The sequence below is a fragment of the Klebsiella sp. RHBSTW-00484 genome, assembly GCF_013705725.1.
Lineage (GTDB): Bacteria > Pseudomonadota > Gammaproteobacteria > Enterobacterales > Enterobacteriaceae > Klebsiella.
Genome location: NZ_CP055481.1, coordinates 2,772,627 through 2,793,954, shown reverse-complemented (window position 1 = coordinate 2,793,954; position 21,328 = coordinate 2,772,627). Strand labels below are relative to the sequence as shown.

Here is a 21,328-nt window from a genome sequence, read left to right as displayed (position 1 = left end):
GGCTAACCCGGCAGATGAGTATTCTGCCGGGTTATTGCAGAAAGATTAGTTCAGACACAACGTCGCCCGATGTCTGGCCGATTCCAGACCGAGTTCGATCAACTCCATTATCTGGATAGCCTGACCCGCCGGGACCGGGTTATCGCCGCTCCCGTTAAGGGCATCGCGAATCGCCGCATAGTAAGCCGGATAGTTGCCCGGCAGCGTTAACCACGACTCTTCGCTCCGCTCTTCACCTTCAACCCGCGTCAGTAAACCATCGCGCATATCGTATCCCCAGTCTTCCTGTGGCAAACGATCGCCCCCCTTCAACCGCTCTTCCTGCGGATCGAGGCCGTATTTCACATAGCTCCCACGCGAACCGTGAATGATATAGCGCGCCGTTTCCGCCGCCGCCAGCAGCGTACCGTGCAGCACCACGCGACGCTGCGGGTAGGCCAAAACAGCATGAAAATAGTCGGTGGACTGGGAGCCCGGGCGTAATTGCGCCAGATCGACATTCATACTAACGGGAAGGCCAAACAGATTGACCACCTGATCAAGAAGATGTGGACCCAGATCGTACCAGATGCCGCTGCCCGGACCGCCTTGCTCGCGCCAGCGATTGCGTACCTGTGGCCGGTAGCGGTCAAAATGGGATTCGAAATAACCCACCTCGCCGAGCAGACCTTCGTTAATCAGCGCTTTAACGGTAAGAAAATCGCTGTCCCAGCGGCGATTGTGAAACACCGATAGCAAGCGTCCTTCTCTTTTCGCAACCACATCCAGCTCGCGAGCTTGTGACAACGTCACGGTGAAGGGCTTATCAACGACCACATGCTTACCCGCCTCCAGCGCAGCCTTCGCCAGCGGGAAATGGGTATCGTTTGGCGTCGGGATCACAATCAGATCGAGGGTTGGGTCACTAAAGAGTTGTCCCGGATCGGAAACCACCTTTACGACGGGCCAATCGGCAAGCACTTTGCTTTCGTCGCTGCTGGATACCGCCGCCAGCGTCATTCCCGGCGTGCCGCTAATTAATGGCGCATGAAAGGTTTTGCTCGCATAACCGTAACCGATTAATCCAACCCGGATAGCGTCACTCATCTTGCCCTCCTTTAATGAGAAATAACGTCGTTATACTCACTATAGGTCTCAGGTCATTATTTTTGCTAACGCAGGGGGAATAATTGATCGTTTTTACGTCAGTTGCGCAACTGAAGCCAGGTAACGCTTGCGTTGCTTCAGTCATTTAGTAACATTCCGGCCTGGTTTGATTATTTGCTTTAGAGTTATGGAAAACGTTTTTAATCGTATTGTTGAACTTATTGGCTGGATTGTTTTGGGCGTTTCAGCCCTGCTTTTAGTTATCGCTCATCATATTGATAACTACCAGTCTCCACCGTCTATTGATGTTGTTCAGACGAAGCCGCTGTCTAAATAAACAGTGACCCGCTTCGCAACTGTGCAACCGGTTTCAGAAACCGGTTGCACAGTTGCACATGCTTTCATTACACTCACCTTATCATTCGATAAGGAGTTTCTTCATGGCCGGATTTCCGCAACACTTTTTATGGGGCGCCGCTACCGCAGCTTATCAGGTTGAAGGCGGACACGATGCCGATGGCAAAGGCCCTTCTATTTGGGATATTTATTCCCACCTCCCGGGCACCACTTTTCAGGGCACAACCGGTGATATCGCCGTCGATCATTACCATCGCTTTCGCGAAGACGTCGCTCTCATGGCGGAAATGGGCTTGCAGAGCTATCGCTTCTCTATTTCATGGCCTCGCCTGCTGCCCAACGGCCGCGGTGAAGTTAACGAAGCGGGTATTCAATTTTATAGCGATCTGATTGATGAACTGCTGGCGCATAATATTGAACCGATGATAACCCTCTATCACTGGGATTTGCCGCAGGCATTGCAGGATGAAGGCGGCTGGGAAGCGCGCAGCACGGCAGAGGCTTTCGCTGAGTATGCCCGCCTCTGTTACGAACGTTTTGGCTCCCGCGTGAAACTGTGGGCCACCTTTAACGAAACCATCGTTTTTATTGGCCACGGTTACATTAACGGCCTCCACCCACCAGCCGTCCATGACCCGGCGCGCGCCATTCAGGCCTGTCACCACGTCTTTATTGCCCATGCGCTGGCTATCAAAGCTTTTCGTGAAATGGGCGTTGAAGGCGAGATTGGCTTCGTTAACGTCCTGCAACCTCACACCTCGCTAACCGACAGCGAAGAAGATAAGCGTGCGACCGAGATGGCGGACGCTATCCACACCCACTGGCTTTACGATCCGGTCTTAAAAGGCTGCTACCCTGAAGCGCTGCTACAACAAACCCAAGCGCTCTGGGGCGTCCCGGCGTTTGCAGCTGGCGACGATGCCCTGCTGCGCGAGAACCGTTGTGACTTTATCGGCCTTAACTACTATCGCCGTGAAACCGTATCGGCGCAGCCTCCTGAAGAGCCGACCGGCGGCGAGCCTGGGGTTGATGGGCTCTTTTACTTCGTGCGCAACCCGCAAAGCACCTATACCGAATGGGGCTGGGAGATTTGGCCGCAGGGGTTAACCGACGGCATCATGATGGTTAAAGAGCGCTATGGTGATATTCCGATTTATATTACTGAGAACGGACTGGGCGCAATAGACCCGATTATTGATGGCGAGGTCGTTGACGACCCGCGCATTGACTATCTCAGCAGCCATATTAATGCACTGGAAAATGCGCTGGCGCTCGGTGCTGACGTGCGCGGCTACTACCCCTGGTCCTTTATCGACCTTTTAAGCTGGCTTAACGGCTATAAAAAGCAGTACGGGTTCGTCTATGTCGATCACCAGCAAAACCTGGCGCGTAAACGAAAAAAGAGTTTTTTCTGGTACCAAAACGTTATTGCCAGCCGAGGCGAACAGCGTTAATCTTCTCTCCCAGGCGCCTTCCGGCGCCTGATTCAGTTCTGGAATATTCTTAAAATTTTCTTTGTATTACGCCGGGAACGCCGTCTGTTCTTGTCATAAGTATTTACAACCGAAATAATTCCTTACAGCCTGAGAAAGTAAAGGCTTGTTGGTTGAGAACAGGTTTACTGAAAGCTGGTAATATTCGACTTATTTATTCCGATTATAAAATGGATACGCAAATGACCGTTCAGGACTACTTATTAAAATTCCGTAAAATCAGTTCGCTGGAAAGTCTGGAAAAACTTTTTGACCACCTTAACTATTCCCTTACCGATAACGAAGAGATCGTCAACATGTATCGCGCTGCCGACCATCGCCGGGCGGAGCTGGTTTCCGGCGGTAAATTGTTCAACATCGGTGAAGTCCCTAAGTCCGTCTGGCGCTACGTGCAATAAAGACTGTAATCATTCACGCCAGTTGCTTATACTTCCCGCCCTGCTTTTATTTATATACCTTAAATAATTCGAGTAGCTTAAAGGCGGCAAGGGAGTAAGTCCCCAGGAGCATAGATAACTATGTGACTGGGGTGAGCGAGCGTAGCCAACACATAAGCAACTTGAAGTATGACGGGTATGACTGGCTTTGAATTCGGGAGTAATAATGTCCTCTGACTCTGTGGAACGTATTGGCGGATGGCTTCTGGCGCCGTTGGCATGGCTACTGGTTGCTCTACTTAGCGCCTCATTGTCGCTACTTCTTTTTACTCATGCCCTGATGTCTTCCCAGACTTATACATTGCTGAGTAATATGAGTCCCGAGCACCTTGCCCTGTGGATTGCGTCCTTAGCGTTCTCGATTGCTATGTGGTACTACACGCTTTGGCTGACCATCGCCTTTTTCAAGCGGCGCAAAGGTGTACCAAAACATTACATTATCTGGCTATTGATAACGCTCCTGTTGGCGATAAAAGCCTTTGCCTTTTCTCCGATTTCGGACGTCCTGGCGCTGCGCCAGCTTCTGTTCCCTCTTCTCGCGGCTGCGCTGCTGGCGCCTTACTTCAGGCGTTCTGAGCGGGTTAAACGGACCTTTGTGAATCCGTAATAACCACACAGTTAACCTGTTGTCGCGTGTATCGATTTATTCGATAATAGACGGCTTTTTCTATTTCAGGTCGAATAATGGCTGATTATTTACTGCTCTTTGTGGGTACTGTCCTCGTTAACAACTTCGTGCTGGTGAAGTTCCTTGGATTGTGCCCGTTTATGGGGGTTTCCAAAAAACTGGAAGCCGCTATGGGGATGGGGCTCGCCACCACCTTTGTGATGACGCTGGCCTCTATTTGCGCCTGGCTAATTGATACCTGGATCCTCATCCCGCTGAACCTGGTCTACCTGCGCACGCTGGCCTTTATCCTGGTCATCGCCGTTGTCGTGCAATTTACCGAGATGGTGGTGCGTAAGACCAGTCCGGCGCTGTATCGCCTGTTAGGTATTTTCTTGCCGCTGATCACCACCAACTGCGCGGTGCTCGGCGTGGCGCTGCTGAACATTAACCTTGGGCATAACTTCCTGCAGTCGGCACTGTACGGCTTTGCCGCCGCAGTTGGCTTTTCGTTGGTTATGGCCCTTTTCGCCTCCATTCGCGAGCGTCTGGTGGTTGCGGATGTCCCCGCGCCGTTTCGCGGTAACGCCATTGCGTTAGTCACCGCAGGTTTAATGTCGCTGGCATTTATGGGCTTTAGTGGTTTGGTGAAGTTGTAATGAACGCTGTCTGGATAGCCGTTGTCGCCATCAGCCTGCTTGGGCTGATTTTCGGCTTAATTCTGGGCTACGCCTCCCGCCGCTTTGAGGTGGAAGATGACCCGGTCGTTGAAAAAATTGACGCCCTGCTGCCGCAGAGCCAGTGTGGCCAGTGTGGCTACCCCGGCTGTCGTCCCTATGCGGAAGCAGTGGGCACGCAAGGTGAGAAAATCAACTGCTGCGCCCCCGGCGGCGAAGCGGTGATGCTCAAAATTGCCGAGCTGTTGAACGTCGACCCGCAGCCCACTGACGGCGATGTGCAAGAGCTGGAGCCAGTACGGATGCTGGCGGTGATCGATGAAGCAAATTGCATCGGCTGCACGAAATGCATCCAGGCCTGCCCTGTCGATGCCATCGTCGGTGCCACCCGTGCCATGCATACGGTGATGAGCGACCTCTGTACCGGCTGTAATCTTTGCGTCGCGCCTTGTCCGACCCAATGTATTGAACTGCGCCCGGTCGCCGCGACGACAGAAACCTGGAAATGGGATCTACAAACCATTCCGGTACGCATTATTCCTGTGGAACAACATGTTTAAGTTATTTTCCGCTTTTCGAAAAGACAAAGTCTGGGATTTCAACGGCGGTATTCATCCGCCGGAAATGAAAACCCAGTCCAACGGCACCCCGCTGCGTCAGGTTTCACTGCCGCAGCGTTTGGTTATTCCGCTGAAACAGCATATTGGCGCCGAAGGGGAGCTGTGCGTTCAGCCGGGCGATCGCGTCCTGCGCGGCCAGCCGTTGACGCGCGGCTGGGGCAGAATGCTGCCGGTTCACGCGCCGACCTCCGGCACCGTAACGGCCATCGCTCCGCACTCCACCGCTCATCCGTCCGCACTGGCGGAAATGAGCGTCATTATTGATGCCGACGGTGAAGACCGCTGGATTGAGCGCGACGGCTGGAACGACTACCAGAATAAATCGCGTGAAGACCTCATTGAGCGCATTCACCAGTTTGGCGTGGCCGGACTGGGCGGCGCCGGTTTCCCGACCGGGACGAAACTGCGCGGCGGCGGCGACAAAATCGACACCTTAATCATTAACGCTGCCGAGTGTGAACCCTATATCACCGCCGACGATCGCCTGATGCAGGATTGCGCAGCGCAGATCGTTGACGGTATTCGTATCCTTGCCCATATCCTGCAACCGAGCCAGGTGCTGATCGGCATCGAAGATAATAAACCGCAGGCAATTTCAATGCTGCGCGCGGTATTAGCCGATACCCACGGTATTGCGCTGCGTGTGATCCCAACGAAATATCCGTCCGGCGGCGCTAAGCAGCTGACGCAAATCCTGACCGGGAAACAGGTTCCCCACGGCGGACGTTCATCTGATATCGGCGTTTTGATGCAAAACGTGGGTACCGCCTATGCGGTAAAACGCGCGGTGATCGACGGCGAGCCGTTGACAGAGCGTGTGGTCACGCTAACCGGTGAAGCAGTTTCGCGTCCGGGTAACGTCTGGGCGCGACTGGGTACCCCGGTCAGCCATCTGCTTAAAGACGCCGGTTTCTGCCCGAGCGCTGAGCCAATGGTGATTATGGGCGGCCCGCTGATGGGCTTCACCCTGCCGTGGCTTGATGTACCGGTGGTAAAAATCACCAACTGTCTGCTGGCCCCGTCGGCAACGGAAATGGGCGAGCCAGAAGAGGAAAAAGGCTGCATTCGCTGTAGCGCCTGCGCCGACGCCTGTCCTGCCGATCTGCTGCCACAGCAGTTGTACTGGTTTAGTAAAGGTCAGCAGCACGACAAAGCAACCGGTCACAACCTCGCAGATTGTATCGAATGCGGTGCCTGCGCCTGGGTTTGCCCAAGCAATATCCCACTGGTGCAGTATTTCCGTCAGGAAAAAGCCGAGATCTACGCGATTGCTCAGGAAGAGAAGCGCGCCGCAGAAGCGAAAGCGCGCTTTGAAGCGCGTCAGACTCGCCTGGAGCGGGATAAGGCCGCACGTCAGGAGCGTCATAAACAAGCTGCGGTACAACCGGCGGTGCAAGATCAGGATGCCATTAACGCCGCCCTGGCACGCGTTCGTGAAAAACAACGTGATTCCGCGCAGCCGATTATCGTGCTGGCTGGTGCCAAACCGGATAATAGCGAGGCTATCGCCGCTCGCGAAGCTCGCAAGGCCGAGGCGCGCGCCCGAAAAGCTGAACAGAATAGCGCTGCGGTTGAATCCGCCGTTGAGCAACCAGCTGCCGCCGATCCACGTAAAGCCGCCGTCGAAGCCGCTATCGCCCGCGCTAAAGCCCGCAAAGCAGAACAGCAGGCAGTTCCGGCTGAGCCTGTCGTCGCAGAGCAGCCAACAGCCGCAGCGGTTGACCCACGCAAAGCTGCGGTTGAAGCCGCTATCGCCCGCGCCAAAGCCCGCAAAGCTGAACAGCAGGCAGCACCAGCAGAACCTGCCGCAGTTGAGCAACCAACAACCACAGCCGTTGACCCACGTAAAGCCGCGGTTGAAGCCGCTATCGCCCGTGCTAAGGCCCGCAAAGCTGAACAGCAGGCGGTTCCGGCTGAACCTGTCGTCGCAGAGCAGCCAACAGCCGCAGCGGTTGACCCACGCAAAGCCGCGGTTGAAGCCGCTATCGCCCGTGCCAAAGCCCGCAAAGCTGAACAGCAGGCGGTTCCGGCTGAACCTGTCGTCGCAGAGCAGCCAACAGCCGCAGCTGTTGACCCACGCAAAGCCGCGGTTGAAGCCGCTATCGCCCGTGCTAAGGCCCGCAAAGCCGAACAACAAGCAGTTCCCCCGTCGGCAGCCAATGACGATGCCCGTAAAGCGGCCGTCGCTGAAGCAATCGCCCGCGTTCAGGCCCGGAAAGCATCCCGGCAGGCAGTTAACGAGGATTAAATGGTTTTCAGAATCGCAAGTTCCCCTTATACCCACAACCAGCGCCAGACCTCGCGGATTATGCTGCTGGTGCTGCTCGCCGCCGTTCCCGGCATTGTGGTTCAGACCTGGTTTTTCGGCTGGGGCACCGTGCTGCAAATTATTCTTGCATCCTTGACGGCATGGGGAGCGGAAGCCGCCATCCTTAAGCTGCGTAAACAAAATATTCCCGCGATCCTCGCCGATAACTCGGCGCTACTGACTGGCCTGCTGCTGGCCGTCAGCATTCCGCCATTTGCCCCGTGGTGGATGGTCGTCCTCGGTACCGCTTTCGCAGTGATTATTGCCAAACAACTGTACGGCGGTTTGGGCCATAACCCTTTTAACCCGGCGATGATTGGCTACGTGGTGCTGCTGATCTCCTTCCCGGTGCAGATGACCTCCTGGCTTCCACCGCATGAAATTGCGGCTAACGTCCCTGGATTTAGCGATGCGCTGCGGGTGATTTTTACCGGCCAAACCGCGGCTGGCGGCGATATGAACAGCCTGCGCATAGGGATCGACGGTATCAGCCAGGCAACGCCGCTGGACACGTTCAAAACGTCGCTGCATGCCGGCCATGGGGTGAACGAGATCCTGCAATACCCTATCTACGGTGGCGCGCTGGCTGGTCTCGGCTGGCAGTGGGTTAACATGGCTTATCTGGCGGGCGGTCTGTTCCTGTTGTGGAAGAAAGCTATTCGCTGGCATATCCCGGTCAGTTTCCTGCTGAGCCTGGCCGTTTGCGCCGCTTTGGGATGGATATTCTCACCAGAGAGCCTCGCCTCGCCGCAGATCCATCTGCTGTCCGGCGCGACGATGCTCGGCGCATTCTTTATTCTGACCGACCCGGTGACCGCCTCCACCACCAACCGCGGACGCCTGATCTTCGGCGCGCTGGCGGGCCTGCTGGTCTGGCTGATTCGCAGCTTCGGCGGCTATCCGGACGGCGTCGCCTTTGCCGTCCTGCTGGCGAATATTACCGTTCCACTGATCGACTACTACACGCGTCCGCGCGCGTATGGCCACCGCTGAGGACCCGAACATGTTACAAAGCATGCGCAAACACGGCATTACGCTGGCACTCTTTGCTGCGGGTTCGACCGGGCTGACGGCAGCCATTAATGAGCTGACCAAAAGCACCATTGAGGACCAGGCCGCCCTGCAGCAAAAAGCCCTATTCGACCAGGTTATGCCGGCCAATCTTTATAACAATGATTTGCTGAAAAGCTGTTATCTGGTTACCGCGCCAGAGTTGGGTAAAGGTCAGCATAAGGTATGGATCGCGCAAAATAACGATCAACCAGTCGCCACTGTAATGGAAGCCACTGCGCCAGACGGCTATTCCGGGGCCATTCAGCTACTGGTCGCCGCCGATTTTAAAGGTAGCGTGCTGGGTACCCGCGTCACCGAGCACCACGAGACGCCAGGCCTGGGCGATAAAATCGAACTCAGAATTTCTGACTGGATCACCCTCTTTGCCGGTAAAGTTATTCACGGGCAAAGCGATAGTCACTGGGCCGTGAAAAAAGACGGCGGTGATTTCGATCAGTTTACCGGGGCCACGATTACCCCGCGAGCTGTGGTTAACGCCGTTAAGCGTGCGGGTTTATACGCACAAACGCTGCCTGCGCAGATTCCCACATTCACCGCCTGTGGAGACTAGACCATGAGCGAAGTAAAAGACGTTATTGTTCAGGGGTTGTGGAAAAACAACTCGGCACTGGTTCAACTGCTGGGGATGTGTCCCCTGCTGGCCGTGACCTCTACCGCCACCAACGCCCTGGGGCTTGGGCTGGCAACGACCCTGGTGCTCACGCTGACCAACCTGACGATTTCCAGCCTGCGCCGCTGGACGCCTGCGGAGATCCGTATTCCGATTTACGTGATGATCATTGCCTCGGTAGTGAGCGTCGTGCAGATGCTGATCAACGCCTACGCCTTTGGCCTGTATCAGTCGCTGGGGATCTTTATCCCGCTTATCGTGACCAACTGTATCGTCGTTGGACGTGCGGAAGCCTTTGCCGCCCGAAAAGGCCCAGCGCTGTCGGCGTTGGATGGGTTTTCCATCGGCATGGGGGCAACATGCGCCATGTTTGTCCTCGGCTCGATGCGCGAAATTATCGGTAACGGTACCTTATTTGACGGTGCAGATAGCCTGCTGGGTAGCTGGGCTAAAGTGCTGCGCATCGAAGTATTTCATACTGATACCCCCTTCCTGCTGGCGATGCTGCCGCCGGGCGCATTTATTGGCCTTGGGATGATGCTGGCGCTAAAATACCTCATCGATGAACGTAGCAAACAGCGCAAAGCAAAAGCGGTAGAAGCCGAAATTATTGCGCCGTCTGATGTGACGGGAAGAGTATAGGATGAATAAAAGTAAACGCCTGGAGATCCTCACCAGGCTCAGGGATAACGACCCGCACCCTACCACGGAGCTTAACTTCAATTCTCCGTTCGAATTATTAATCGCCGTGTTGCTCTCAGCACAGGCTACTGACGTCAGCGTCAACAAAGCGACGGCAAAGCTTTACCCGGTAGCCAACACGCCAGCCGCTATGCTGGAGCTGGGCGTTGACGGCGTTAAGTCGTATATCAAAACAATCGGTTTGTTTAACAGCAAAGCGGAAAACGTCATTAAAACCTGTCGGCTACTGCTTGAGCTGCATAACGGCGAAGTACCGGAAGACAGAGCCGCACTGGAAGCCCTGCCCGGTGTTGGGCGTAAAACCGCCAACGTGGTGCTTAACACCGCCTTCGGCTGGCCGACAATCGCCGTTGATACGCATATCTTCCGCGTTTGCAATCGGACACAATTTGCCCCCGGCAAGAACGTTGAACAAGTCGAAGAAAAGTTGTTAAAGGTGGTTCCCGCCGAATTCAAAGTAGACTGTCACCACTGGCTTATTCTACACGGTCGCTACACCTGCATCGCCCGTAAACCACGTTGCGGCTCTTGCCTGATCGAAGACCTTTGCGAGTTCAAAGAGAAGGTCTATTCTTGACAAAATTCAGGGCCATAACCCAACCTGTGGTTATGACCCTGTTTAATCACTTATTTCCCCGTCATTAACGCCATAGTTTCGCCTATGTACTGGCTGATTATTCGGCGATATAACCACCAGCCAGGTTATTCATTTTTTTCAGAGTCAAAATTTCTATACATTTGTGATCCAGGTCACTTATCAATGTTTTTGTTAATTTACTGTTAATGTATTAATACGTAAATCTGCTTATTCAAATACCCTCACCTTAAATACCAACACAATACCCCATCAATTTTTAGGATTATGGGCTATATGACTGGATGCAAGCGTTAACAGCAGAACATATTGCCATTATGCGATAAATTTCGGATCCCAGCAGATAAAAACGCTTTCATTGGTCAAACGATGAAATTTAACTCTGCATAACATTTGAATAGGCGGTGTATTATAACGCACAGGATATGTGTAACAGATTATTGCAAAGCTATTGCCTGAAGGGGCAGGATAGTGAACATTACCTGCCGTTTTCCCTCCAGAATAACTATAAAGGCGGCGGTCTTCTAAGATTGCGCCCCGAACACCCCCCGTTAATATGGGATGTAAAAAAAGAGGTATTTGTGTCTACTGCAAACAATAAACCAACAGAAGGCGTGAGTTTGAACGCTTTCAAACAACCACGCGCGTTCTATCTCATCTTCTCTATTGAGTTATGGGAGCGTTTTGGTTTCTACGGCCTGCAAGGGATCATGGCCGTTTACCTGGTAAAACAGCTGGGTATGTCAGAAGCGGACTCTATCACTCTGTTCTCCTCCTTTAGCGCCCTGGTATACGGTCTGGTGGCTATCGGCGGCTGGTTGGGCGACAAAGTACTGGGCACTAAACGCGTCATTATGCTCGGTGCCATCGTTCTGGCTATCGGTTACGCTCTCGTCGCCTGGTCCGGGCACGATGCTTCTATCGTTTATATGGGTATGGCGACTATCGCCGTCGGTAACGGCCTGTTTAAAGCCAACCCGTCCTCCCTGCTCTCTACCTGCTATGACAAGAACGACCCGCGTCTGGACGGTGCATTTACCATGTACTATATGTCCGTCAATATCGGCTCCTTCTTCTCTATGCTGGCCACGCCATGGCTGGCGGCAAAATTTGGCTGGAGCGTGGCGTTTGCGCTGAGCTTCGTAGGCCTGGTGATCACCATCATCAACTTTGCTTTCTGCCAGCGTTGGGTGAAACAGTACGGCTCTAAACCTGACTTCGAACCGGTAAATGTCGGCAAACTGCTGGCGACTATCGTCGGTGTAGTGGTTCTGGTAGCGATCGCCACCTGGCTGCTGCACAACCAGGGTATTGCACGTATGGCGCTGGGCGTCGTCGCTCTGGGTATCATCTTTATCTTCGCTAAAGAAGCCTTTGCAATGCAGGGCGCCGCGCGGCGTAAAATGGTGGTGGCATTCATTCTGATGCTGCAGGCAATTATCTTCTTCGTCCTGTATAGCCAGATGCCAACTTCTCTGAACTTCTTTGCGATTCGTAACGTTGAACACTCGCTGCTGGGCATCGCGTTCGAGCCTGAACAGTATCAGGCGCTGAACCCATTCTGGATCATTATCGGTAGTCCGATTCTGGCCGCTATTTATAACAAAATGGGCGATACCTTACCGATGCCGATGAAGTTCGCTATTGGTATGGTTCTGTGCTCTGGCGCGTTCCTCGTGCTGCCGCTGGGCGCTAAGTTCGCCAGCGATGCTGGTATCGTTAACGTCAGCTGGCTGGTTATCAGCTACGGCCTGCAGAGTATTGGTGAACTGATGATTTCCGGTCTCGGCCTGGCCATGGTTGCACAGCTGGTTCCACAGCGTCTGATGGGCTTCATCATGGGTAGTTGGTTCCTGACAACCGCTGGCGCTAACCTCATCGGCGGCTATGTCGCGAATATGATGGCAGTACCAGAAAACGTGACTGACCCGCTGATGTCACTGGAAGTGTACGGTCGCGTGTTCCTGCATATTGGTGTAGCAACCGGCGTTATCGCTATCCTGATGCTGCTGACGGCACCGAAGCTGAACCGCATGACCCTGGATGACGATAAAACTGCGAAAGCTAGCGATACCGCTACCGCTTAAGCGCTCCGGGAAAACCAGTAAATTTAAACCGCTAACGCGCTGTTAGCGGTTTTTTTTTATCCCTGGGCGGACTAACATACAGAAAACCGTAGCCACGAGGAGTTATCGATGAAACTGTTCTACAAGTCCGGCGCTTGTTCTCTTGCTTCGCATATCGCGCTGCGCGAAAGCGGGCTGGATTTCACCTTGCAGGGCGTTGACGTCATGAAAAAACGCCTCGAAAACGGGGATGATTATCTGCAGATCAACCCTAAGGGGCAGGTTCCGGCGCTGCTGCTGGATGATGATGTGCTGCTGACTGAAGGCGTGGCTATCATGCAATATATCGCGGATCGCGTGCCTGACCGCCAGCTACTGGCCCCGGTGGGTTCCATTGCCCGTTATCAGACGCTGGAATGGTTAAACTACGTGGCGACAGAGCTGCATAAGGGCTTTACCCCGCTATTCCGCCCGGATACGCCGGAGGATTTCAAACCCATCGCCCGCGCGCAGCTAGATAAAAAAATGCAGTATGTTGATGAGTACCTGCAGGATAAAGAGTGGCTTAACGGGCACCGTTTCAGCATCGCCGACGGCTATCTGTTCACCGTGCTTCGCTGGGCGTATGCCGTGAAGCTGGATATGGAAGGTTATAGCAACATTTCGGCCTGGATGAAGCATGTTGCCGCGCGCCCTGCCGTCGCCGCGGCGCTGGAAGCCGAAGGCCTGAAGTAAGGCAAATACTTGCCCGACGCTCGTCGGGCAAGCTCTTCACGCTTAAAGCTGCGTGGCGCTAAAGTAATGCTCCGGCTGAGCGATACGATCCTGCGCCGCCACCACCTGAAGCTCATACTCCTGCATATTTTTTGTCGCCAGCATGATTTCATAGACTGCCGCGGTAACATGCTCCAGCGCATCGCGCAGATTAGCCCCTTGCAGCAGTTTAACCAGCAGCAAACCGCTGGTGACATCGCCTACACCCACCGGCTGACGCATGCCAAAATCCACCAACGGACGGCTGATGTGCCAGGCTTCATCTGCAGTGACCAGCAGCATTTCAAAACGATCCATGCTCAAACCAGCACGCGAGAGATGCTTGACCAGCACCACTTCCGGCCCCTGAACAATCAGCTCGCGCGTGGCAGCAACCGCTTCGCTGACGTTAGCCACTGGATGCCCGCAAAGGATCTCCAGTTCAACCAGATTTGGCGCAATAATATCGCTCGCCGGTAGCGCATAACGCACGTGAAACTCCGCTACGCCAGGAGCTACGATACAACCCTTTTCAGGATGTCCCATGACCGGGTCGCAAAAATACTTTGCTGCCGGATTGGCGGCTTTGACCTGGCGCACAATACCGAGAATGTGCTCGCCCTGTTCGGCAGACCCCAGATAACCGCTCAGCACAGCATCACAGCGCTGCAGTTGGTTAATATCGGCGATACCCTGAACAATTTCCGTTAGGTGCGCTGGCGGCATCACGCATCCGGTCCATTTTCCGTACTGAGTATGGTTGGAGAATTGGACGGTATTAAGCGGCCAGACGTTAACGCCAAGACGACGCATCGGAAATTCAGCGGCGCTATTACCGGCATGGCCAAACACAACGTGAGACTGGATGGCGAGGATATTCTTCATCTTGATTACCTGACAGCAAAAAATAAGGGGCGTGGTTTCCCACGCCCCTGCCTTTACGCAATTACTTCCAGCAGACCAGACAGTAATTTTTCTTACCGCGGCGCAGCAAGGTGTAGCGACCAAACAAAATATCACTGTCCTGGAAGAAATATTCCGGGTCAGACTGTTTTTCACCGTTGATGGTTACCGCATTAGAGGCGATGGTTTTACGCGCCTGACCACGAGACGGCTGCAGGTCAGAATCCACCAGCGCCTGCATCAGGTCGGCACCTTTTTCCATTTCGATCATCGGCACGCCATCCTGCGCCAGCTGTTCGAAATCAGCTTCGCTCAGGTCGCTCAGATTACCGTTGAACAGGCTTTCAGTGATGCGTTTTGCCGCCACCAGACCTTCTTCACCGTGAACCAGACGCGTGACAAGCTCAGCCAGCACATACTGGGCACGAGGTGCTTTACCGCTATTTTTGTCTTCTTCTTCGAGGGCATTGATCTCGGCAATGTCCATAAAGGTGAAGAACTTCAGGAAGCGATAAACGTCTGCATCCGCAGTGTTGATCCAGAACTGGTAGAACTTGTACGGACTGGTTTTCTTCGGATCCAGCCATACTGCACCGCCTTCGGTTTTACCAAATTTAGTGCCGTCAGCTTTGGTGATCAGCGGAACGGTCAGACCGAATACCTGGTTCTGGTGCAGACGGCGGGTCAAGTCGATACCAGAGGTAATGTTACCCCACTGGTCGGAACCGCCGATCTGCAGCGCCACGCCGTGCAACTCGTTCAGGCAGGCAAAGTCATAACCCTGCAACAGGTTGTAGGAGAACTCGGTAAAAGAGATACCCTGATCGTCACGATTCAGACGCTGCTTGACTGCTTCTTTGTTGATCATCTGATTAACAGAGAAGTGCTTACCGATATCACGCAAGAAAGTCAGCACATTCATGCCGCCAAACCAGTCGTAGTTATTCGCGGCAATGGCAGAGTTATCGCCACAATCAAAGTCGAGGAAAGGTGCGACCTGTTTGCGGATTTTATCGACCCACTCCTGCACGGTGTCTGCGGTGTTCAGTTTACGCTCGGCGGCTTTAAAGCTCGGGTCGCCAATCAGACCCGTTGCACCACCAACCAGCGCAACAGGCTTGTGGCCCGCCTGCTGAAAGCGTTTCAGGCATAACAATGGAACAAGATGCCCCAAGTGCAAGCTGTCGGCGGTTGGGTCGAAGCCGCAATAGAGCGCGATCGGGCCTTGCGCCAGTCGCTCTGCTAACGCTTCCTCGTCCGTCACCTGGGCTACCAGCCCCCGCTCTTGCAATTGTTTAATCAAGTTACTGCTTGCCATCAAATTCTCCATCTATAAACGACTGCACCTTTGCCGGTACACGACTTTTCGCCAGACGCGAAAAAAAACATCTACGCAAAATTGTTCAAGCTGCATCGCGGCGGCAAGCATGTGAAGCCCCGGGAGCTTACTCAGGTAAGTGACTGGGGTGAGCAGGCGCAGCTAACAAAGATGCGGCTTGAAAAATGAAGCGTATAGAATAAAGCGCCGGGCCACGTTGCACCAGCGCTTAACACAACATTTTGCGTCCTTTATGGCGCCAGGCGGTCGATTTGCCAGCTGCTGTTTTGTCGTTGGTAAAGAAAACGGTCGTGCAGGCGATGCTCACCGCCCTGCCAGAACTCCATCTGCTCAATGCTGACGCGGAATCCACCCCAGAAGCTCGGCAACGGCACTTCGCCCTGCTGGAACTTTTGCTTCAGTTCAAGGAATTTGCTCTCGAGGATACCGCGAGCCGAAATGCGGCTGGATTGCTGTGACACCCAAGCACCAATCTGGCTATCGCGTGGCCGGCTGTGGAAATACTTCACTACTTCCAGCGTCGAGAGACGCTCAGCTTTGCCAATAACCATCACCTGGCGCTCCAGCATGTGCCATGGAAAAAGCAGGCTGATACGGGGATTTTTTTCAATCTGGTGCGCTTTGCGGCTGCCAAGGTTGGTGTAGAACACCAGACCTCGCTCATCGTAATGCTTCAGCAAAACGATGCGCTGGTAAGGCTGCAAGTTTTCATCAACGGTCGCGACAACCATTGCCGTAGGATCGGCAAGTTTCGCGTCACAAGCCTGACGCAACCAACGTTCAAATAGCGCCAAAGGTTCGGCGGGAAGGTCGTGGCGACGCAGGCCACCACGGATATACTCACGGCGCAGATGCGCGATTTGCTGCAATTCGTCGTTATCAGACATGGCAATTGAGAAAGTAGTCAAAGGGTGGCTTCATTGTGCGCCCCCAGGACTGAAATCTCAACGTTTGGCGGCCTGTAGCTGGCAGTTTTCCAGCACAACGCTGTCGCGTTTATAGACGGTTGCGCTATCGCCTTTAGACCAGAAAACGTAAACGCCATCGGTATAGCGAGCGCCGGATGCTGATAACCCCTGCGGCAAATTCAGCTGCTGGTTATCGTAAATAAAGCTGACCTGCTGGCGGGTGTTATTCAGATGGACGGTCAACGGCTTCTGGTCACATTGATACTCCAGCGTGTCTGTATTCATCCGCTCGACAAACTGGTTGTAGTAGCTACAGCCCGCGAGCATAAAAGGTACAGCAAGGATAAGAATTTTTTTCATCAGTTTGCCTTCGACTTTCCCGGTCCAGGAGAGCATTACGCCCTCCTTCAACGATATCCAGTTTACAAATAAATACCGGCGGGTGATTTCAGTTAACTCCGATTCTGCGGTGGATTTGCCGGAAAAATAGCTCCCAGCACAGAGGCTTGCGAAGCACCGGTGACGGAAGGCAGGTTTCCCGGTAATCCGGCGAGGGTGCGCCATGCCAGCCACGCGAAAGCTAATGCCTCCATATCATCGCCGCTGATCCCCGCCTCATCGGTGGTCGACACTTCGGTTCCCGGCAGCAGCGCCGCCAGACGCGCCATCAACAGCGGGTTACGCGCTCCGCCACCGCATACCAACAGACGCTCACAACCGCCGCTGAGCAGCACCTGTTCACTGATGCTCACGGCGGTCAGTTCCGTCAGCGTAGTCTGCACATCTTGAGCACGCAGTCCCGGATACCGCGCTAAATGCTGCGCCAGCCAGCCGTAGTTAAAGTATTCACGCCCGGTACTCTTCGGTGCGGGCAACGCAAACCACGGATCGCTTAACATGTCCTGCAGCAGCGGCAGCAAAACTCTACCCTCGCTGGCCCATTGCGCGTCTTTATCATAGGGCTTGCCGCACTGACGCCAAATCCAGGCATCCATGAGCATATTGCCAGGGCCTGTATCGTAGCCGCGTACCGGTTGTCCCGGTACCAGCAAAGAAAGGTTGGCGATGCCGCCAATGTTGAGAATCATGCGTCGCTCTACCGGATGAGCCAGCAGCGCATGGTGGAATGCCGGAACCAGAGGCGCGCCCTGCCCGCCGAGCGCCATATCGCGGCGACGAAAATCCCCTACCACCGTCACCCCGGTGTGCGCGGCAATCTGGTTATTATCACCAATTTGCATAGTATGCGGCGCATCACCGCCAGGCTCATGCCAGACCGTCTGACCGTGGCAGCCAATGGCGATGATTTCCGATGCCTGCAAATTCTCCTGACGCATCAGCGCCAGAACCGCATCTGCAAACAACCGCCCGAGGCGCGTATCAAGCCGACCCAGTTGCGACAACGTCAACTGCTGTCCCTGACAGATAGCCAGAATCTCTTCTTTAATAGCAATGGGGATGGGATACGTCAGGCTGGCCTGCTGAGCGACCAGGTTTTCATTAATTGCTGCGAGAACAACATCAACACCATCAAGACTGGTGCCGGACATTACGCCGATAAAGCGACCTGATTTCATACGCTTTCCTTCATTCCATGACTCTCGTATATCCACACTCCACCATAAACGGGGGGGCAATGCTATGCTGCTATAATATTTTTTAACAATACAAGCAGTGCGATTGTCCTTAGCGTAAAGAACTTATGTTTAGTTTAGGTTGAGACGACTCTGATTATTATTTTTTGTATAGTCCACGCATCTGCTATGCCAGCAGACGCTTAAATGCCATATAATTGGCTACAAGGAAGTTCAATAGAACGCTTCTTGGTGAACAGGAGATTCAGAAATGATTTTACGTGTTTTGGCTGTCTCGATGATTGGTTTTACACTTGCAGGTTGTGTCAGCAGCAGTGGCCTGTCCGGTGACGTTTACTCCGCATCTGAAGCCAAACAGGTCCAAAGCGTGACCTACGGCACCATCGTGCACACCCGCGCAGTTCAGATTCAGGGCGGTGATGAGAGCAATGCAATCGGTGCAATCGGCGGTGCGGTATTGGGCGGCTTCCTGGGTAACACCATCGGTGGCGGTACGGGTCGTTCGCTGGCAACGGCGGCAGGCGCGGTCGCAGGTGGCGTTGCAGGCCAGGGTGTGCAGGGTGCGATGAACAAAACCCAGGGCGTTGAGCTGGAAATTCGCAAAGATGACGGCAACACCATTATGGTGGTACAGAAACAGGGCAGCACCCCGTTCTCGGTCGGTCAGCGCGTAGCGATTGCCGGCAGCGGCAGTCAGGTGACGGTGTCCCCGCGCTAAAAAGTGCTTATGCGGTCCTCCCGGGCCGCATATTTATACAAAAAAAGCATTACTAACCAAAATACATAAACACAGGAAATACGTTTAAATTTTATCCTTATATTCCTTCTACTATTTGCGCCCGCTCAATAAATCAAATCCTCCAACCCGTTATTTTGTTCTAACCATTTGCGACGTTTTGTCGTTTTACGTTTTGTCGTTTTACATTGCACTTTATTGCGGGATACAGCTTATGCCTTTCCATCTGAAGCGTTTATCTCATCGTGTATTTTTTTATGTCCTTGCCTGTATTATTTCTATTGCTGCGATTAATTTCCTGGCCAACTCATTAATTCATCGCATCTCTACAACATCGCCCACGCTGTTTCCTGTCCTGACTATTTCATTGATGAGCTTCCATATTACCATTGCCTGTTTTATGGCAATGAAATATCTCTGCGATAAAAAAAGATTGTACCTGGCCCCCATCGCCTTCGCTTTCTGCTGCTCGGCCCTGTTGATGTTGGGAACGCTGAGCAGCTACCCGGACTGGCTGCTTTGCGGTCAGGGGCGTGCCGTTAATCAAAACGATGCGCTGATTTTTTATTTTTTTCGTAACGTCATGATGGCAGTATTATTCACCACCTCAACCATTTTATATTACTTCCGTCATAGAACGGTCCACTCATGGAAAGTTCATGGTATAGTGCTCATCGGTTGCATTTTTTTCATCAGCGTAATACTGACGCTATCCTGGGTTCACTCCAGCCATTCGCCATGGCTGAATATAGACTTTATTGATAATTTAACCTTTACCTTTACACCACTGTGGCATAGCCGAATTGGCTGGATATTAATTATCATCTGGTCATTAACCCTGCTTTTACTTATTAGTATTACGCAACTACGTAATATATTCTGGTATAGCGGTGCGTTCTTCTGTAGCGCCTATATCTTTACGTTAATGATGCTACTTTCCTCAGCGAGTAGTAGTGACCACTCCTGGAACCAGGCTCGCGTCTTTGAAACCCTGAGCACCCTGTTTCTGATTCTGGTTCTGCTTTGTGACGTTTTTATGCTCTACCGCGAATCAAACAATAAATACATTCACTCTTACCAAAACTCCATCCGCGACCCTCTGACCAGGTTGTATAACCGCAGCTACTTTTACGACACGCTGAACGGGCTGCTGCCGAAGGTTTCCCCCTCACAGCCATTATCGGTTATCGTCAGCGATCTTGACCACTTCAAGCGCATTAACGACAACTACGGGCACGTACAAGGGGATAAGGTGATTCAGTTTGCCGCCAGCGTCCTGCAAAACAGTGTGCGGCAGCACGACGCAGCCGCACGTATCGGCGGCGAGGAGTTTGCTTTACTGCTGGTGAATACGAGTGCCAAAGAGGCGCTAACCATTGCTGAACGTATCCGCCTGACCGTCAGTGAAGAACGAGCTGAGCTACCGGAAAGAATGACCATCAGTATGGGGGTTTTCACCACGCAGAACACTGACATTTCAGCAGAGGAGTGCGTTCGGCGCGCAGATGAAGCGATGTATGAAGCCAAAAATAACGGCCGAAATCGCGTTGTCGTTTGGCATGAATAATGTGAATAAAAAGGAGGCCTTGGAACTACTCAAGGCCTCACAAGGTCAGTCTTTTGCCTGGAGATCGAGGATATTGTGTTCAAGTTTACGAATCAAATTGAGCAACGTTTCCACTTCTTGTGCGGAAACACCTGCCAGAATTTCATCACGCGTTTTGCCGATCACCTCTTCCATTTCGTTGATCAGCGGCTCGGCTTTTTCCGTAAGCTTGATACGTTTTGCCCGCCGATCGTTTGCGCAAGTCTGGCGAGAAATAAGGCCTTTCTCCTCCAGTTGGTCAAGCGTGCGGACCAGCGATGGCTGTTCGATACCAATGGCTTTCGCCAGCTGAATCTGCGACTGTTCAGGCGGCAGCTGATGAATGTTATGCAGAGTGACCCAGTGTGTCTGCGTTAACTCCAGAGGTTTCAGGCGATGGTCGATTAGCGCGCGCCAAACGCGTACCAAACGTGCCAGATCAGAACCCAGTGGCGATTCCAATTTCATCTCCTTATAATTAGCTTGCTAAGTTATTATACTGATTTTAGAATAGTGTGCAGCATTTAAATTATCAAAACAAATGAATTACCCGATTCACTAAAATCAAGACAATGATTTACAATGTGAATAATCGCATAACCTGAACATTTCTCCTGCAACGGCAAGGATTTTTGCTTGTGAAACTGAGTCTCAACACTGCCGGATTGTCGCTCCAGGACCTGGTATTTGGCGCTTCTGTCTACTTCCCCCCTATTTTTAAAGCCGTCCTGTTGGGCTTCTTTATCTGGTTGATGATTCACCGTCACCTTCGCGACTGGATGTACGCAGGTGAGATTTGGCACCCTCTGCTAATGGATCTGTCCCTGTTTGCGCTCTCCGTCTGTCTGGCGCTGGTTTTACTGACTGCCTGGTGATA

At 53.1% G+C, this 21,328-nt stretch carries 23 protein-coding genes; 16 read left to right on the top strand and 7 right to left on the bottom strand.

Translation table 11 applies throughout. From position 1 onward, the window contains the following. Positions 1-45: 45 nt before the first annotated feature. The gene (locus HV213_RS13290; protein WP_181486021.1) at positions 46-1,086 is read right to left on the bottom strand and encodes an oxidoreductase; all 1,041 of its coding nucleotides are present in this window, start codon (positions 1,084-1,086) and stop codon (positions 46-48) included. A gap of 187 nt (positions 1,087-1,273) precedes the next feature. Between HV213_RS13290 and blr the strand changes: the two genes are divergently transcribed. The 13 genes from blr (at position 1,274) to gstA (ending at position 13,367) form a co-directional block, all read left to right on the top strand. Continuing rightward, a complete protein-coding gene (gene blr / locus HV213_RS13285) occupies positions 1,274-1,423 on the top strand; it encodes a division septum protein Blr (RefSeq protein ID WP_112214386.1) in 150 nt (49 codons plus the stop codon). 103 nt (positions 1,424-1,526) lie between these two features. After that, a complete protein-coding gene (locus tag HV213_RS13280; protein WP_181486020.1) occupies positions 1,527-2,897 on the top strand; it encodes a GH1 family beta-glucosidase in 1,371 nt (456 codons plus the stop codon). Positions 2,898-3,118: 221 nt separating this feature from the next. Then, complete coding sequence (gene ydgT, locus HV213_RS13275; protein WP_004134363.1) at positions 3,119-3,334, top strand: transcription modulator YdgT; 216 nt, start codon at positions 3,119-3,121, stop codon at positions 3,332-3,334. A 205-nt stretch (positions 3,335-3,539) separates the two neighbouring features. After that, complete coding sequence (locus HV213_RS13270) at positions 3,540-3,980, top strand: DUF2569 domain-containing protein (RefSeq protein ID WP_112214389.1); 441 nt, start codon at positions 3,540-3,542, stop codon at positions 3,978-3,980. A 77-nt stretch (positions 3,981-4,057) separates the two neighbouring features. Continuing rightward, entirely contained in the window at positions 4,058-4,639 is a 582-nt protein-coding gene (gene rsxA / locus HV213_RS13265) for an electron transport complex subunit RsxA (protein ID WP_181486019.1), read from the top strand. Beyond that, entirely contained in the window at positions 4,639-5,217 is a 579-nt protein-coding gene (rsxB, locus tag HV213_RS13260; protein ID WP_110273995.1) for an electron transport complex subunit RsxB, read from the top strand. The genes rsxA and rsxB overlap by 1 nt, the downstream gene beginning before the upstream one ends. After that, a complete protein-coding gene (gene rsxC / locus HV213_RS13255) occupies positions 5,210-7,525 on the top strand; it encodes an electron transport complex subunit RsxC (RefSeq protein ID WP_181486018.1) in 2,316 nt (771 codons plus the stop codon). The genes rsxB and rsxC overlap by 8 nt, the downstream gene beginning before the upstream one ends. Further along, positions 7,526-8,578 carry an electron transport complex subunit RsxD gene (gene rsxD / locus HV213_RS13250; RefSeq protein WP_181486017.1) on the top strand — a complete coding sequence of 351 codons (1,053 nt, stop codon included), beginning with the start codon at positions 7,526-7,528 and terminating at the stop codon, positions 8,576-8,578. Between the two features lie 10 nt (positions 8,579-8,588). After that, positions 8,589-9,209: an electron transport complex subunit RsxG gene (gene rsxG / locus HV213_RS13245; protein WP_181486016.1), complete on the top strand. Its 621-nt coding sequence runs from the start codon at positions 8,589-8,591 to the stop codon at positions 9,207-9,209. Between the two features lie 3 nt (positions 9,210-9,212). Next, positions 9,213-9,911, top strand: a complete 699-nt coding sequence (locus HV213_RS13240; protein ID WP_181486015.1) for an electron transport complex subunit E — start codon at positions 9,213-9,215, stop codon at positions 9,909-9,911. 1 nt (position 9,912) lies between these two features. Next, on the top strand, positions 9,913-10,548 hold the full coding sequence (gene nth / locus HV213_RS13235) for an endonuclease III (protein ID WP_181486014.1): 636 nt from the start codon (positions 9,913-9,915) through the stop codon (positions 10,546-10,548). A 599-nt stretch (positions 10,549-11,147) separates the two neighbouring features. Then, positions 11,148-12,653, top strand: a complete 1,506-nt coding sequence (dtpA, locus tag HV213_RS13230; RefSeq protein WP_181486013.1) for a dipeptide/tripeptide permease DtpA — start codon at positions 11,148-11,150, stop codon at positions 12,651-12,653. Between the two features lie 108 nt (positions 12,654-12,761). Further along, positions 12,762-13,367, top strand: a complete 606-nt coding sequence (gstA, locus tag HV213_RS13225) for a glutathione transferase GstA (protein ID WP_181486012.1) — start codon at positions 12,762-12,764, stop codon at positions 13,365-13,367. Between the two features lie 42 nt (positions 13,368-13,409). On the opposite strand, the gene pdxY is transcribed toward gstA, so the two are convergent. The 5 genes from pdxY to anmK form a co-directional block, all read right to left on the bottom strand. After that, positions 13,410-14,270, bottom strand: coding sequence for a pyridoxal kinase PdxY (pdxY, locus tag HV213_RS13220; protein WP_181486011.1), 861 nt, complete (start codon positions 14,268-14,270; stop codon positions 13,410-13,412). A gap of 61 nt (positions 14,271-14,331) precedes the next feature. Beyond that, positions 14,332-15,606, bottom strand: coding sequence for a tyrosine--tRNA ligase (tyrS, locus tag HV213_RS13215; RefSeq protein WP_112214397.1), 1,275 nt, complete (start codon positions 15,604-15,606; stop codon positions 14,332-14,334). A 251-nt stretch (positions 15,607-15,857) separates the two neighbouring features. Beyond that, positions 15,858-16,514 (bottom strand): pyridoxamine 5'-phosphate oxidase, encoded by a 657-nt coding sequence (pdxH, locus tag HV213_RS13210; protein ID WP_181486408.1) that lies wholly within the window; start codon positions 16,512-16,514, stop codon positions 15,858-15,860. Positions 16,515-16,571: 57 nt separating this feature from the next. Beyond that, positions 16,572-16,895 (bottom strand): C-type lysozyme inhibitor, encoded by a 324-nt coding sequence (gene mliC, locus HV213_RS13205; RefSeq protein WP_112214429.1) that lies wholly within the window; start codon positions 16,893-16,895, stop codon positions 16,572-16,574. Positions 16,896-16,987: 92 nt separating this feature from the next. Beyond that, positions 16,988-18,112 (bottom strand): anhydro-N-acetylmuramic acid kinase, encoded by a 1,125-nt coding sequence (gene anmK / locus HV213_RS13200; RefSeq protein ID WP_181486010.1) that lies wholly within the window; start codon positions 18,110-18,112, stop codon positions 16,988-16,990. Between the two features lie 268 nt (positions 18,113-18,380). On the opposite strand from anmK, the gene slyB reads away from it, so the two are divergent. Together slyB and HV213_RS13190 are read left to right on the top strand one after the other, a co-directional pair. After that, positions 18,381-18,848: an outer membrane lipoprotein SlyB gene (gene slyB, locus HV213_RS13195; protein ID WP_110273983.1), complete on the top strand. Its 468-nt coding sequence runs from the start codon at positions 18,381-18,383 to the stop codon at positions 18,846-18,848. Positions 18,849-19,080: 232 nt separating this feature from the next. After that, the gene (locus tag HV213_RS13190; RefSeq protein ID WP_181486009.1) at positions 19,081-20,433 is read left to right on the top strand and encodes a sensor domain-containing diguanylate cyclase; all 1,353 of its coding nucleotides are present in this window, start codon (positions 19,081-19,083) and stop codon (positions 20,431-20,433) included. A gap of 45 nt (positions 20,434-20,478) precedes the next feature. Here the strand turns inward: HV213_RS13190 and slyA are convergent, their stop codons facing one another. Beyond that, complete coding sequence (gene slyA, locus HV213_RS13185; RefSeq protein ID WP_110273982.1) at positions 20,479-20,919, bottom strand: transcriptional regulator SlyA; 441 nt, start codon at positions 20,917-20,919, stop codon at positions 20,479-20,481. Positions 20,920-21,089: 170 nt separating this feature from the next. Here slyA and HV213_RS13180 point away from each other — a divergent pair, with 170 nt between their 5' ends. Beyond that, positions 21,090-21,326, top strand: coding sequence for a DUF1656 domain-containing protein (locus HV213_RS13180; RefSeq protein WP_181486008.1), 237 nt, complete (start codon positions 21,090-21,092; stop codon positions 21,324-21,326). Positions 21,327-21,328 lie beyond the last annotated feature (2 nt).